The sequence below is a fragment of the Halobacillus halophilus genome (assembly GCF_020171985.1).
Taxonomy (GTDB): domain Bacteria; phylum Bacillota; class Bacilli; order Bacillales; family Halobacillaceae; genus Halobacillus; species Halobacillus halophilus_A.
This window is the reverse complement of sequence record NZ_JAIVAL010000003.1, coordinates 173,875-187,249: the sequence shown is the minus strand read 5'-3', so window position 1 is coordinate 187,249 and position 13,375 is coordinate 173,875. Positions and strand designations below refer to the sequence as shown.

Below are 13,375 nucleotides of genomic sequence, written 5' to 3'. Positions count from 1 at the left end.
GGTCGAGTGGTTTTAGAATTCGAATAGAATCATCCTCTTTTTCTAAATTGTACCATATTTTAATAGAAGTACTTCTATAAGTCCGTAAACAGAATTTCTGGGATCCCATTTGAAAACAATCAAAAACATTTATCTTGAATAACTTGAAACTCTTCGCACTCCTTCTCGTAGAACATAATAGACATATAACCAGGAGGTCATTCTCATTTTAAAATTACTTTTGAAAGTTGGTCTATTAGCCACCCTATTTTTATTAGCTGCAGGGTGTTCGGTTTCTGAATCTTCCAGTACTGAATCTGCAGAGGAAGAAAAGAAGTCCGTGGCTTCAGAAGAAAATAAAGACACCTCCAATGATTCGGAAGAGAAGAACCGTGAAAGCTCAAGTTCCGATGAAAGCATGAGAGGGGAAGAAACGGTTCGCACTTATCTGAAAAGCGAACTGACAGGTCCAGACGAAGAACTGCAACAAGCACTGAACGAGTCCAATGCTGCCTTATTAGACTATGTGAATGAGCATTATAAGTCCCTGTTTACAGAGGATAACTTGGAAACCTTTATCAAGAAGAACTATGTGATGATCTGGCTGCCTTCTGCTCATAATCTCGGCTACGAGTTAGAACCAATCGACATTCAAACAGAGAAAGTACAGGATATTGAAAAGGATGCGTATCATTTTGAAGCTGAAGTGAAGTACAGCAAGGACGGGGAAGCCGATACAGCCGAGGTGACGGGAAGGATCAATACAAACGAGCAAGGGAAAATGACAGTTATTCGTTTTAAGGAGGATGGGTTAAGAGAGAAACTAAGGGATAACTGATACTCAGATACACATCATAGAAGCATAAAAAACCCTCCCTTCCTTAGAAAAGGGAAGGGAGGGTTTTTAGTATTAAGCTGCGTCAGTATCTCCATCATCTTCTTTAGGTTTTGCTTTCATTCCGAGGAAGAACAGGATAGCGATTAGAGCAAGAACCAATACCATCACGAGGGCGTTGGACTGGACAAGATTGATCAGATTACCGAGTACAATTCCTACTAGACCGAAGTCTGCATCTCCGAACGTCGTTCCCTGAAATCCTAGGGAGCCGAGTACCGGAAGTAATAGGGCTGGAAGGAAACTGATCATCACACCGTTCGCCATCGAACCGAAGATGGCTCCTTTACGTCCACCGGTCGCATTACCGAAGACTCCGGCAGCTGCACCAGTGAAGAAGTGAGGGACAAGCCCTGGCACGATTACTTTTAATCCTAATAATGGTAAGAACAGCATACTTACAAGTCCAGCAGCAAAGCTGAATAGGAAACCGATGATCACGGCATTTCCGGCAAATGGAAAGATGGCCGGGGCATCGAGTGCCGGTTTCGCATTTGGCACAATTTTATCAGCGATTCCTTTAAAGGCTGGAACAATTTCTCCAAGTAGCATACGTACACCAGCTAGGATGATATACACACCAGCAGCAAAGGTCAGACCTTGCATAAAGGCGAATACCATGAAGTTCTGGCCGCCGCTTAATTCCGTTTCAACGAAAGCTGGGCCGGCTGCACCTGCGACAACAAAGAACAGGATAACCATGGTTAAGGATACGGAAACGGAGGTGTCTCTTAGAAAACCTAGAGATTTGGGTACTTTGATATCTTCCGTTGATTTTGAACCTTTTCCAACAGCCTTACCAACTAGAGAAGATACTAAATAACCAATGGAACCAAAGTGTCCGACCGCAAAATCATCAGAACCGGTGATCTTGCGTGTGAAAGGCTGAAGCATAGCTGGTGAAAGCACCATTAATACTCCGAGAATCACGGATCCGAAGATAATAAGTGTGGCACCGGAGAATCCGCCTGTGTTTAGGATGACCGCGATTAAGCAAGCCATAAACATGGTATGGTGTCCGGTTAAGAAGATATATTTAAAAGGGCTGAACCTGGCAAGCAGGATATTAACAATCATACCGAACAGCATAATCATCGCGGTCTCTGTACCGAAGCTTTCCTGGGCAAGCGCGACGATCGCTTCATTGTTCGGGATGACCCCGTCCACAGAAAAGGCTTTGTCGAACATACTGCTGAATTGTCCCAGGGACTGGACGAGCACATTCGCCCCAGCCCCGAGGATAACAAAGCCCATCACCGTTTTAAGGGTTCCGGAAACGACATCTCCCGAGTTCTTACGTTGCACAAGGAGTCCGATTAAGGCGAATAGACCGACCAGAATGGCAGGGGTACCTAAGATGTCCTTCATTATTAAATCAATCATGTTATCGCTCCTTCTTTTGGTGTAGTAAACTTAAATGTTTTGTTCTAAGGCTTCACGGAGCTCGTTTTTATCCATAAGGTTTTTCAGTTTCACGACGTTCTTGCTGCCATCATCCAAGCTACCGACAATATCTTCAGAACCTAGGAAGAGATCCGCCTGTTCTGATTTAGCAGTCGTTAAATCAGTGTGGGAAACTTCTGCTTCTTTCCCAAGTTCTTTCAGTGCTGCTTTCACGTTCATTTCTACAATCATGCTGCTTCCTAGTCCATTTCCACATACTACTAATACTTTTTTCATTTTAAATTCCTCCTCAAATTTTTTATCCTTCTACGGATTGGTTAATAATTTCAAGTACAGCTTCTTTATCATCCGCTGCGATTAGCTTATCCACATTGTCTTCATTTGATAACAGTTCCGTGAGTTGTGCCAGAGCTTTCAGGTGGGTTTGATTATCAATGGCTGCCAGTACAATCACTAGCTGCGCACGGTGTTTTTCTTTTTCTGAAAAGTACACCGGTTCTTTCAGCCGCAGGAAGCTCATCCCGAGTTGTTCAACTCCTGCTTCGGGGCGTGCATGGGGGATCGCGATTCCTGGTGCGATGACAACATACGGTCCTAATTCATGGACGGTATCAATCATCGCCTGCACATATTCCTCGTGAATGGATTCTTGATCGATCAGGGGCTGAGCGGCCGTCTTAATGGCTTCCTCCCAGCCTGAAACCTGGTCTTTTAATTGAATGGTATTTTTGGTTAATAAATCATTGAGCATAGGCTTTTGAATCTCCTTTGTTCCGGGAGTGTTTTGTTCTAATATGTGAATCAATTCATGTTTCAATTCATTCTTCTGATGAATGGTTGCATAGCGTTCGATGACTTCAAGCATGTGATCCACTGGTCTTTTTTCAGATGGTTTAGAGTCGAATAGTTCATTGACCCTTTGCATGACCTGCTCTTTTTCGATATTCGTTAAGATTGCTGGCACATGAATAACGGGAGTGTCTTTCGGCTTAATATAATTGGTTGAGAAGATCACATCTGCCTGATATTCGTTGTTTTGAAACTCCCTCGTTGACAGGGTGGTTATAACATTGAGTCCAGCGATTAAGTTCTCGAGCTGGGTGCGCAGCATGTTGGATGTTCCAATTCCATTTTCACAAACGATGATCGCGCTTAGCCTGGTTTCGACCTGCTTTTTCTCTTTGGTGAGCCACCCTCCGAAGTGCAGGGTAATATAAGCCACTTCTTCATTAGGAATCGGTTTCCCGATATAAATCTCCAAGTGTCTCATCACCCGTTTCGTTAAATGGAAAATATCCGGGTAGTTTTCCTGAATGGTCTCCGCCAAGTCATTCGCGATATGCACCCCGTACTTGAGCCGGTAATAAGTAGGCTTAATATGAGAGATCATATTCTCTTCAAGCCCTTCCTTATCATCAAACACAACGCAGGAGTACAGTTGGAAATCGTCAATCATCTGCTGCACAACCTCTTTCAGTCCAGCTAATTCCTGCTCGGTATAGCGGCTGAAGTCATCGTGCTGGACTTTCGATCCCAGGAGGTTCATCGTAATGAAATAAACCTCATCTTCTGGAAAAGAAACACCTCGTAAGGCTTCGAGTTTATTCGCAATCAGCAGAGAAGCCTGATAAGCTTTTGTCTGCTTTAGAACCTCTTTCTCTGCTGACTGAACATGAATATACTTCTCTGAATCAATTCGTTTCATGATCATTAAGATCTGTAAGGAAAGGATCTCCATCATTTCATCGGTCAGGGTTAAACCTAATTCCTGTTCAGCTTCCATAAGCAATTTTCTTACTGAGCGCCGCTGATCCGTTTCTTTTTCCCACATATTAGTGCCGGGAAGGATCATCTTTTGAATTTCATTTCGGACATTCTGCCAATCCTGCTGTGATAGAACGGTAGCAAGGATATTGGAAAGTATGGTTCTTTTCGCATCTTCAGGACCGCTTAAACGGTACCCTGACTGTTTGTCGTAATACAACTGCAAACCGTCTTCCTTGAATTCCTGTTTGATCGTTTTGATCACTTTGGCAACCGTTCCGCGGCTCATATTCGTGAGATCCATAAACGTCTGCATCGAGGCATCTTGCTCTTCCAGTAATATTTTCGCTTTAATCAGAACTTCTCGTTCCTCTTTAGATAACTGATACTGCCAATCGTCAAAGCTCTGATCCAGTTCGTCCATGAGTTCTGCTTTAGATGAAGGAGGCAAAAACAGCCCCTCGCCATGCTTACTTTCAATAGGTTCCAATTTCTGAGTCTCCAGCCAATTGTTAATCTGATCAATATCGTAATAAATCGTACGCTGCGAAACTTTCATTTTGGCAACCAGATCTTTTGTTGGAATCGGATCAGAGGATTGTTTAAGGATGGATAATAAGTGTGCACGTCTTTTATCCAGTACCATGAGGATCCTCCTTGCATTGATTCATAAGGTGGTAATTTTTGCATAATTATACTTTTGTTTTCTTGATGATCATCTTATAAACCTAGTATAACGGGCTTCTGTTCTAAATGTAAGGGGTTTCACTGTGTAGAGTTTGTATATGCAATCTTTGCAAAATTGAACGGTGGTGAACAGTTGATAGAAGAAAAGGGGCTTTAGTGGGATCTGTTGAAACAAATCGTCACGCTATTCGTAGAAGAATGAGAAGCTTATGGCGTTTGATTCGAGACAATTTCACGATCACAGCTCCTATGCAAATAAAACTTTTAGGAAAGGAATTCATCCTATATGATTTGGTTTCAGGCAGCAATTTACACTATCTTACCCCTGTTTTTGTTTTACCATTTGTTGAAAACGGATTTTGCAAGCCGGAAGCAGCTGATATTGGACTGGCTTGCCGTCCTCATGTTTCTAGCGTTCATTTTTATCATTGGCCCCTGGCATATTTACAATCATTACCTGCGCTGGTTATGGCCTGCGCTGTTTATAATCGTTTCCTTCTTTGCTTTAAAAAGGATTCCCAAATTACCCATGAAGGGACCGGAGAAAGATAAAGGGTATAAATTCTCCATAGGTATTGGTATAGGGCTGGTTCTTTATTTTGGTTTTATAGCAGTGAATGGCTTGTCCGGCTACATTCTTGCAGAGCGTGACCAGGCGATTGAGCTTACGTTTCCGATGGAGAATGGCGTGTATGCATTCGGTCATGGAGGGGCAGATCCTTCCATTAATTATCATAACGAGTATCTGCCGCAGCAATACGCGTACGATATACTGCAGTTGAATTCGTGGGGAATGAGAGCTTCTGGACTATCACCAACTAATTTAGAAGACTATAAAATCTATGGCACTCCGCTCTACAGCCCGTGCAGCGGCGAAGTAGTCCATGCGGTCGATGAATATAAGGACATTGCGCCACAGGAATCTCCGAATGAACAGGGATCTCCTGCTGGCAACCACGTTATTCTGTCCTGTAAAGGCGCAGATGTTCACTTGTCCCACATGAAACCTGGCACGGTGGAGGTAGAAGAGGGAGAGGAAGTGAACACAGGCGACCGTCTAGGGAAAGTCGGCAATACAGGGAACACCACAGAGCCACACCTTCATATTCATGCAGAAAAGGATGGGGAAGGCGTGCCTATTACGTTTAATGATCGGTTTTTGAAGCGGAATAGCCTGGTGTTTAATTGAAATCCTTCCTTAATAGTGGCAAGTTTTCGGAGGAGTTCAAACACCCGGATATAGTTGAATGGAGATAACCTAAAACAAGGAGGGCGTTCATGAAGAAGCTTATAGGTTTCCTTAGTGGAATCGTAATCGTAGTAGCGGTCCTATTTTTAATGATAAGTAGCAAGGAAAAAACAAAGCTGGGAGATTTAATACATACTGAAATAACATCGTATAATGCAATTAGCGAAATCTATATTTCAAGCATTGGCGATGAATATACGACTCTCACGAATCAAAAGGAAATAGAGAGGTTGATGAGCAGCTTTTCTGAGGTGGATTTAAAGAAAGTGGATGATACACCAGATGTTCAATACTCTGTAAGGATAAAAACGGAAGAAAATTATGAGATTACCGTTGCCGTTGGGGAAGAGGGAATCGACCTCTGGGATAATCAGAAGGGAGATGATTCCGTGCTTGGAGGTATGTATGAAATAGAGGAAGATCATTCTTTAGTAGGTGTTATTCAAGATTCGGGTTACGAGTGGGAAACGCGGTCATAGGATATGTCTATTATTGAGTGTTCTCAAAAGATCTTACGCAATAGGGCCGATTAGTTGAAGACTGAGTTTCGAGATATTTAAGGGCCGTTACGTTATAAGGTCAGGGGGTGGTGGGGAAATAACTCGCTTTCCTATGGGGGAACGGTGAGCTTCCTCGCTCGTTTCACTCGCTGCGGGATCTCACCTAGTTCCTTCTCCCATGGGAGTCTCGCCATTTCCCCACCAGTCCCACGTAATAAGGGAAACGGCCTCTTCGAAAAGAGAAGTTCTTGGCTTCCATCAACTGGATCGAATGCTTATATACCAGGCGATTAAGCCAAATTATCTGCTTTTAAATGCCACCTCGTAAAGCTGATACGTTTTTGAGTAATTTCGACCCTCTCATTCGTCCCCCGGAGGGCCGTCCTCATAACCCGATATCTCGAAATCAAGTCTTCAACAAAAGGGAGCTTTAGTTTAAATTAATTTTGAGCTTTCTATATAAGATGAGCTGTAATTCTTTTGCTATCTTTACCTGTGGTGTTAATTCCTCCACACCGCTTTAATAAAGGGCAAATTAGACATTTTGTCCAATCCCCCCTTTATCAGATGTTCCATATAGAGTGCTGCGTACATAAAAAATGGATTACCTTTAGGACTGAGCGATTTTTACTGCCGTATGGTAGAGCAGTTCTACGCCTTTTTGAAGATCTTCCATTTCCGCATACTCGAGCGGGTTGTGGCTGATTCCTTTTTCACAACGAACGAAAATCATGCCATAATCACTGATGTAGGACATGAAGAGGGCATCGTGAAAAGGGCCGCTCATCAGCACGGGAGATTGGAAGCCGAGTTTTTCATCTTCCTGCTTCATAATATCCTTGATCCAGTCCGCACAGTAACGCGGTTCGCTCTTCGTATCTTCTGTCACGGAGTATTCCAAGTTGAGATCGGCCGCTGTTTGTTCAATAATTTGATAAAGTTTCTGTTCCAGATTGTTTCGAGCTTCGATATCGATGTCTCTTAGATCAATCGTGAACTCGACTTTTTCCGAAATAATGTTCCGGGAGTTAGGGAAGTTCTGGATACTGCCGACGGTTCCAACCGTGTTAGGTGTCCCTTCGTTCCGTACAAGTTCATTAAATTCCTTCGTGATGGTGGCGGCTCCAAGGAAGGCGTCCTGCCTCAGGTGCATGGGTACAGAGCCGGCATGACCTGCAAAACCTTCGAGGGTGACCGTCAGCCAGATCGGACCGGAAATAGCGGAGACGATGCCTACCGGCTTGTTGTCGGCTTCCAGCACAGGCCCTTGTTCAATATGCAATTCAAGGAACGCTTCAATATCACCCGGCTGATAGACAGGACTTTGCGTCACGTCCGGTTCCACGCCGAACTCGCGCAATGCTTCTAATCTCGTCACTCCATTTTTATCCGTACGCTTGAGCTCGCCTTCTTCCAATTGTCCGATCAAGCCGCGGACACCGAAGACGCCCTTGTTAAACCTTGAGCCCTCTTCATCGGAAAAACAGACCACTTCGATCGTGCGGTTCGGAACAATTCCTTTATCTTTCAACGTATGTACCACCTCAATGCCCCCAAGCGCTCCGGCGGTACCATCAAAACGACCGCCATAGGGCTGGGAGTCAATATGAGAACCAAGCATAAGGATCGGTTTGTCTTGATCTTTTCCTTCTAATCGACCAACCAGGTTACCAAAACAATCGATGCGAGTTTCTAATCCGGCTTCTTCCATCCAGCCTTTCACAACATCGACGGCCTGACGATCTTCTTTTGAATGGGCTAATCGGCAAACCCCTGTTTCTCCAATTTTTCCGATCTTAGCTAATGAATGGATGTGCTCTGCAAACCTGCTTCCATTAATCTCCACAATTTTCCCCTCCTCATATTGCTATTTACTATATCAAGCCTGTAATTGTCTGACAATTAACAAAATGTTAAAAGCTTCTTGATCGTGATGGAATGTTGAACATAGTTGTGGCAGATGGACGAATGGAGGATATGTAACCTTTTTAACGACAACGTAAGACAGAATATAAAAAAACGAAAAGGATTTCCCGATACTGTAGTAAAATAAGAGAGGATTAAAACTTCCAAGGAGTAATTACTGTATGAAAAAGAAAATAACATTTATTGCTACAGCCACTTTGATCGTTTTCCTATTGTTATTTGGTACTTATAAATTGATGAATTCAAGAACGTTTCAATTGTTCGGGGGATTAACCTATAAAGTGGAAACGAACCAGAAAGTAGTGGCCTTAACTTTTGATGATGGCCCAACGGAAAATGCAGATCACATTCTCGCATTGTTGAATGAAAAAGATATCAAAGCTACTTTTTTTCTAATAGGGAATGAAATAGAGAGCAATCATGAAGAAGCGAAGAAAATCGTAAAAGAGGGTCATCAAATCGGAAATCATTCTTATTCTCACCAGCGTATGATTTTTAAGTCACCATCTTTTATCCAAAAAGAAATAGAAAAAACAGACGAGCTCATTCGCAACATTGGTTATAAAGGGGAAATAGACTTTCGTCCCCCAAATGGAAAGAAGATTGCAGCCCTGCCTTATTATTTGTCCAAGCATAATAAAGACACGATAACCTGGAACATTGAACCAGATACTTTATTTACCGATCCTGATGATAAGATGGAATACGTTAAGGAAAAGGTTACGCCTGGTTCAATCATTTTATTGCATCCCATGTATGACAAAACTGGTGAAGACATTATAGCCCTTGAAGGGATCATAGACTCGTTATTGAATAAAGGTTATAAATTTGTAACCGTCAACGAGCTTCAGAAGGTACAAGAAAATTAGTTCAACTAAGCGATAACTAATACTTCCATTAGTAATCAAGTACTATTAACAGTTCAGGGAGGAAATACGATGGATACTACACAGCAAAACAGCAGCGCCTGGGATAAGAAGGTGGAGGAAGGTTCCAGATACACCCAATCTGTAAGCCGTGATGTGATAGAAAAAAGTAAAGCAGGGGATTGGGAAATTACAGTCACGACGGAAAAATCGGTGCCAAGAAATTGGTTTCCAGATTCAATGACAGGGTTGAAAATTCTCTGTTTAGCTTCAGGAGGAGGTCAGCAGGCACCGGTATTGGCTGCGGCAGGAGCAGAGGTAACGGTTATGGATCTATCCCCAAAGCAGCTGGAACAGGATGAAAAGGTAGCTGAACGAGATGGATTAATTCTTAAAACGGTGCAGGGGGACATGTCGGACCTTAGTGAATTTGAGGATGAACAGTTTGATATGATCGTGAACCCTGTGTCTAACTTGTTTGTAAAAGATATTCATGTAGTATGGCGTGAGGTATCAAGAGTATTGAAGCATAAGGGAATATTAATTGCCGGCTTTACCAATCCTTTATTATGGATTTTTGATGATAACCAGGAGAGAAAAGGGATTCTTGACGTGAAGCACTCCATTCCTTCGTCCACGTTGGACTATCTGGCTGAAGCGGAAGTTCAGGAGTATATCGATTCAGGTCAAACCATCGAATATGCCCATACGCTGGAAGACCAGATTCAGGGGCAGATGGATGCCGGGTTTGTGTTAACCGGTTTTTATGAAGATGATTTTGGCGGTACCAGAATCATAGACAAGCATATTAAAACGTTCATGGCTACCAGAGCCATGAAATTGAATGGGGAAGCTTTGTAGATCTTTTATTTCAAAATAGAAAAGGCTCCGTCGGAAATCGACGGAGCCTTTTGTAAGAATGAGCTGCATAATTTTCCTATCCATACTAATTGTCTGGGTTAGGCAAGTCGTTCTTTAAGCAGCGGTTATTTAGTATTTTTCTTTTCAAGTTGACTCCATTCCTCATTAACTACAAAGGCCAGGTCGTCATTACCAAATAAAGATAATATTTCTAATAAAGTTTCTACAGAGATCTGGTGAGCTTCGGATGGAGGGAGTGTTAATTCGGCGGCATCTTCCAAAGCTGTATTGGCTGTCTGATTTGGATAAGCTTTCCGATAAACTTCGAAAGGATCCAATTCGTTGTTTACACACCATTGAGCAAAAATTAAGATCATCTTCTGTTCGTCCTGCTTGTACTGGTGAATGACTTGCTCATCGATTTCCTTCCGGTCCATTGCTCAGGCCCTCCTCAGAATAAATTCGATTGTGAGTACGTAAAAGTTCCTATTATAATAAACGATTATTATCTATTTTAGCATGTACGAGCTTTGCTGTCTTCTATGATTCTTCATTATTCGAGCTGTCCGTGGAAACAAAGAAACTACCTTCAAGAGAAGGATAGGTTTCATTGAAGACCATTGTAGGGATCGGAATCATAACGAAGCAGGAGCTTTGTTAAATGCTCCACATGATACTTTTCATCGCTGCTGATGGAAGCGAAAACCTGTTTAACATCAGGGTACGTAATTTTTTCGGCATATTCATCATAAAGAACGGCTGTTTCCAGTTCCCCTTTAAGATCTTTCCGTATAAGATTCATGATTAATTGATGATCATAATCAGGGGTATAACGTTGCAAGGGCTCCGTTACGCCCTCCTTGGTATTTTGGAAATAAACATAAGCTTGATATTGTGCGGGATCGTATTTCCGTAACAAGGTTAGAAACATTCCGTAATGTTTCTTTTCATCTAACATGATCATTCGCCAGACTTTATTAACGTCCTTCATTTTCGAATTTGCTATATGGAAGGAATAATCATTAATGGCGGTTAACTCGGCGACCATAGCTTCCCTGAGCTTACTGGTAACAAAAATCGGTTTTCCCTGCGGCTGACCTCCTGGAATGGTGTAGCTCATCTTATCCCCCCTAACATACCTGAACGTGTAATAGAAAACTATAAAAGTGCCGTGTACTTATCCTGCAGCTTGCCTCTGCCCCAGCTCTTGATCTAAAAGTAAAAGAGCTGATGGATCATTTTGAGCTAAGGTCAGGCGATCCACTATGGTTTGAGTTTGCGCTTCTTCATCAATCTGTTCTCTGAGAAAATCCTGAATGATAACGGCTGACTGAGGATCTACTTGCAGCGCATAGTTATAAGCCTGACGGTAAGAATTCGTTACAAACTGCTCGTGTTCCAATACTTTTTGGAATGTTTCTAAAGGTGTTCCAAAATTACTTGGCTGTGCCGGCACAGACGTAAGTTCAACCGTGCCGTTCTTATCTACCACGAAATCGATTAATGTTAATAAATGAGACCGTTCTTCATTCGACTGCAGACGCAGCCAATTTGCCATCCCCGTGTAGTTCTGTCTTCCCATATAAGCTGACATCGCCAGATACAAAGTGGTAGATACGTGTTCAATTTCAATTAACCGGTTAAATAGTCTTTGAAGTTCCTCATTCATCAAGTCTGCCCCCCTTATATAAAACACATATGATCCTATGCTTTTCCTAAAACCAATATTAATAGATTTCTTCCAGTCGTCGATCGCGGGCCTGTTTCTTGGCTGAACTGAAATGGATATGGAATTTTTAGAATAGTGTTGAAAATTTTAGTGGAAAAGGATATGATGACGTAATATTTATTTTTACTAAACCTAAAGGGGGGATCAGGATGCGTCAGGAAAAAGCCGTTCAAATACTCGTGAACCTTTTAAAAGAAGATCCTGCTGTTCTAAGCATATTTTTAAAAGGATCGATGGGCCGAAATGAACACGATCAGCACTCCGATATTGATTTGTATTGCCTGGTAAAAGAAGATGATGAAAAAAACTTTCTATCACGCAGACTGGATCACCTCAGAGCGTATAAGGAGCTCATGTTTTACGATGACATTTTTATTATAGCTCCTCAGATTATCGCCATTTACAACGACTGGCTTCATGTGGATCTATTTACCGTTACAGAAAAGACCTTTCAAAATAAAGATTATTTTACGGTTCTGTACGATCCGGATCGTCTTATGGATAAGTATCAGACGGAGCATAAATTGACACTATCTGAAGCTGAATTTAAGGATTATGTCATCGATACAGCCTGGTTTTTATTCCAATATAAGAAAGCGAAAGAACGAGGGAATGCCGTTTGGGCGCAAGAAATGCTGCGATATGTGATGAGCAGTCTTTCTAATGTGATGTTGTATGGTTATGCACGAGATCGCTCACGGCTTGGGCTTAAAGCAGTCGATGCTTACTTACCGCAGGACAAGAGAGGGAAAATGCTTGAGATTTACGAATGTATTACCCCCTCTGCCCACGAAGAAGCGGTGAAGCGTATGACGTCCCTATTGAATGTGGAAGTGAACTGGATTCAAGCTTTTTTTGAGGAAAGAGATCAGACGCTGATGTTGCTGAAATTGATGATCAAAACATTTTTCGCCGAAGAGGAGTTAACCTCATAAACGACTAGAGAGGATGCTTGTAGATGTTTAAACACGTGATTGACGAATATACGGAACTCCGTTTGTTGGAGGAAAGACACGCAGAGGAGTTGTTTCAATTAACGGACTCATCTCGAGAGAGTCTAAGGCAATGGCTCCCGTGGATTGATGCTACCAAAACCGTTGAACATTCCAGGGAGTTTATAAAGGGCACATTAAAGCAGTTTGGTAACAATGATGGTTTCCAGGCCGGGATCTGGTATAAAGGAGAGCTCGCCGGAGTGGCCGGATTACATACCATCGACTGGTCTAACCGATCGACTTCAATTGGGTACTGGCTTGGCGAATCCTTTCAAGGAAAAGGACTGATGACCCAGGCTTGTCAGGCCATCGTAGACTACTGCTTTCAAGAACTGGGCTTAAAAAGAATTGAAATACGAGCTGCAACTGGAAATGAAAAAAGTCTAGCGATTCCAGAGAGGCTGGGCTTTAAAAAAGAGGGCTGTCTTGAAAAGTCTGAGCTGCTTTATGGTGAATACGTGGATCATAATGTGTTTGGGTTAATCAACGCCCCACATGGTTAATGGGATGGAAGCTATAG

Annotated in this window: 14 protein-coding genes; 7 read left to right on the top strand and 7 right to left on the bottom strand. The window is 42.5% G+C overall.

Annotated elements, in window-relative coordinates; translation table 11 throughout:
• The first annotated feature begins 319 nt into the window (after positions 1-319).
• Positions 320-817, top strand: a complete 498-nt coding sequence (locus tag LCM11_RS07840) for a hypothetical protein (RefSeq protein WP_224893692.1) — start codon at positions 320-322, stop codon at positions 815-817.
• A gap of 72 nt (positions 818-889) precedes the next feature.
• On the opposite strand, the gene LCM11_RS07835 is transcribed toward LCM11_RS07840, so the two are convergent.
• From LCM11_RS07835 to LCM11_RS07825, 3 genes are read right to left on the bottom strand one after another with little or no spacing between them, the layout of a single operon-like run.
• A complete protein-coding gene (locus LCM11_RS07835) occupies positions 890-2,257 on the bottom strand; it encodes a PTS ascorbate transporter subunit IIC (RefSeq protein ID WP_224893691.1) in 1,368 nt (455 codons plus the stop codon).
• Positions 2,258-2,287: 30 nt separating this feature from the next.
• Positions 2,288-2,554 (bottom strand): PTS sugar transporter subunit IIB, encoded by a 267-nt coding sequence (locus LCM11_RS07830; RefSeq protein ID WP_014644573.1) that lies wholly within the window; start codon positions 2,552-2,554, stop codon positions 2,288-2,290.
• 22 nt (positions 2,555-2,576) lie between these two features.
• Positions 2,577-4,688 (bottom strand): BglG family transcription antiterminator, encoded by a 2,112-nt coding sequence (locus tag LCM11_RS07825; RefSeq protein WP_224893690.1) that lies wholly within the window; start codon positions 4,686-4,688, stop codon positions 2,577-2,579.
• A 327-nt stretch (positions 4,689-5,015) separates the two neighbouring features.
• On the opposite strand from LCM11_RS07825, the gene LCM11_RS07820 reads away from it, so the two are divergent.
• A complete protein-coding gene (locus LCM11_RS07820) occupies positions 5,016-5,918 on the top strand; it encodes a M23 family metallopeptidase (RefSeq protein WP_224893689.1) in 903 nt (300 codons plus the stop codon).
• 89 nt (positions 5,919-6,007) lie between these two features.
• On the top strand, positions 6,008-6,457 hold the full coding sequence (locus LCM11_RS07815; RefSeq protein ID WP_224893688.1) for a hypothetical protein: 450 nt from the start codon (positions 6,008-6,010) through the stop codon (positions 6,455-6,457).
• A 631-nt stretch (positions 6,458-7,088) separates the two neighbouring features.
• Here the strand turns inward: LCM11_RS07815 and LCM11_RS07810 are convergent.
• Positions 7,089-8,324, bottom strand: a complete 1,236-nt coding sequence (locus tag LCM11_RS07810; RefSeq protein WP_224893687.1) for a M20 family metallo-hydrolase — start codon at positions 8,322-8,324, stop codon at positions 7,089-7,091.
• A 241-nt stretch (positions 8,325-8,565) separates the two neighbouring features.
• Here LCM11_RS07810 and LCM11_RS07805 point away from each other — a divergent pair, with 241 nt between their 5' ends.
• The gene (locus tag LCM11_RS07805; RefSeq protein ID WP_224893686.1) at positions 8,566-9,273 is read left to right on the top strand and encodes a polysaccharide deacetylase family protein; all 708 of its coding nucleotides are present in this window, start codon (positions 8,566-8,568) and stop codon (positions 9,271-9,273) included.
• Between the two features lie 69 nt (positions 9,274-9,342).
• A complete protein-coding gene (locus tag LCM11_RS07800) occupies positions 9,343-10,131 on the top strand; it encodes a class I SAM-dependent methyltransferase (protein ID WP_224893685.1) in 789 nt (262 codons plus the stop codon).
• 125 nt (positions 10,132-10,256) lie between these two features.
• Here the strand turns inward: LCM11_RS07800 and LCM11_RS07795 are convergent, their stop codons facing one another.
• The 3 genes from LCM11_RS07795 to LCM11_RS07785 all read right to left on the bottom strand — a co-directional run bounded on the left by LCM11_RS07795 (position 10,257) and on the right by LCM11_RS07785 (position 11,800).
• Positions 10,257-10,568 (bottom strand): hypothetical protein, encoded by a 312-nt coding sequence (locus LCM11_RS07795; protein ID WP_224893684.1) that lies wholly within the window; start codon positions 10,566-10,568, stop codon positions 10,257-10,259.
• A 170-nt stretch (positions 10,569-10,738) separates the two neighbouring features.
• Entirely contained in the window at positions 10,739-11,251 is a 513-nt protein-coding gene (locus tag LCM11_RS07790; RefSeq protein ID WP_224893683.1) for a ferritin family protein, read from the bottom strand.
• Positions 11,252-11,308: 57 nt separating this feature from the next.
• The gene (locus tag LCM11_RS07785) at positions 11,309-11,800 is read right to left on the bottom strand and encodes a ferritin (protein ID WP_224893682.1); all 492 of its coding nucleotides are present in this window, start codon (positions 11,798-11,800) and stop codon (positions 11,309-11,311) included.
• A gap of 209 nt (positions 11,801-12,009) precedes the next feature.
• On the opposite strand from LCM11_RS07785, the gene LCM11_RS07780 reads away from it, so the two are divergent.
• Positions 12,010-12,795: a nucleotidyltransferase domain-containing protein gene (locus LCM11_RS07780; protein WP_224893681.1), complete on the top strand. Its 786-nt coding sequence runs from the start codon at positions 12,010-12,012 to the stop codon at positions 12,793-12,795.
• Positions 12,796-12,818: 23 nt separating this feature from the next.
• Positions 12,819-13,358 carry a GNAT family N-acetyltransferase gene (locus tag LCM11_RS07775; RefSeq protein ID WP_224893680.1) on the top strand — a complete coding sequence of 180 codons (540 nt, stop codon included), beginning with the start codon at positions 12,819-12,821 and terminating at the stop codon, positions 13,356-13,358.
• Positions 13,359-13,375 lie beyond the last annotated feature (17 nt).

Excerpts from the sequence above, each read along its gene's own strand:
- LCM11_RS07815 (WP_224893688.1), top strand. The coding sequence starts at position 6,008 with ATGAAGAAGCTTATAGGTTTCCTTAGTGGAATCGTAATCGTAGTAGCG.
- LCM11_RS07780 (WP_224893681.1), top strand. The coding sequence starts at position 12,010 with ATGCGTCAGGAAAAAGCCGTTCAAATACTCGTGAACCTTTTAAAAGAA.
- LCM11_RS07820 (WP_224893689.1), top strand. The coding sequence starts at position 5,016 with ATGATTTGGTTTCAGGCAGCAATTTACACTATCTTACCCCTGTTTTTG.
- LCM11_RS07785 (WP_224893682.1), bottom strand. The coding sequence starts at position 11,800 with ATGAATGAGGAACTTCAAAGACTATTTAACCGGTTAATTGAAATTGAA.
- LCM11_RS07825 (WP_224893690.1), bottom strand. The coding sequence starts at position 4,688 with ATGGTACTGGATAAAAGACGTGCACACTTATTATCCATCCTTAAACAA.
- LCM11_RS07800 (WP_224893685.1), top strand. The coding sequence starts at position 9,343 with ATGGATACTACACAGCAAAACAGCAGCGCCTGGGATAAGAAGGTGGAG.
- LCM11_RS07775 (WP_224893680.1), top strand. The coding sequence starts at position 12,819 with ATGTTTAAACACGTGATTGACGAATATACGGAACTCCGTTTGTTGGAG.
- LCM11_RS07830 (WP_014644573.1), bottom strand. The coding sequence starts at position 2,554 with ATGAAAAAAGTATTAGTAGTATGTGGAAATGGACTAGGAAGCAGCATG.
- LCM11_RS07805 (WP_224893686.1), top strand. The coding sequence starts at position 8,566 with ATGAAAAAGAAAATAACATTTATTGCTACAGCCACTTTGATCGTTTTC.
- LCM11_RS07795 (WP_224893684.1), bottom strand. The coding sequence starts at position 10,568 with ATGGACCGGAAGGAAATCGATGAGCAAGTCATTCACCAGTACAAGCAG.
- LCM11_RS07790 (WP_224893683.1), bottom strand. The coding sequence starts at position 11,251 with ATGAGCTACACCATTCCAGGAGGTCAGCCGCAGGGAAAACCGATTTTT.
- LCM11_RS07835 (WP_224893691.1), bottom strand. The coding sequence starts at position 2,257 with ATGATTGATTTAATAATGAAGGACATCTTAGGTACCCCTGCCATTCTG.